General features: G+C 55.5%; 1 protein-coding gene. It reads right to left on the bottom strand.

Features of this window, described 5'->3' with window-relative positions:
* Positions 1–236, bottom strand: a 236-nt coding sequence (locus AC3XQU_RS24905) for a Wzz/FepE/Etk N-terminal domain-containing protein (protein ID WP_489876766.1), incomplete at both ends; no start/stop codon positions are given.

Genomic DNA, 236 nt, shown 5'->3' with positions numbered 1-236 from the left:
CTGAATGGCCACAAACAATTGGGTTTCCGCAGTGTATGAGGGTTTGGCCAAGACAGATGCAGCGCCCCCTATTAGAATGCCAGCCAGGGTGGCTGAAACAATCAAAATCCAGTTGCGGCGTAGGATTCGCAAGTAGTCGCGTAAGTCCAAACCGGGGTCCCCCTGTGTCGATTGCTGGGGCAGCCGGATGGCAGGCACCAGAACGGCAATATTCGTGCGGTCCACCCAATTGTACC

The sequence above is a fragment of the Telluria sp. AZSoR62 genome (assembly GCF_058111565.1).
The sequence above is the reverse complement of the archived record's forward strand: the minus strand, read 5'-3'. Positions and strand labels throughout refer to the sequence as shown.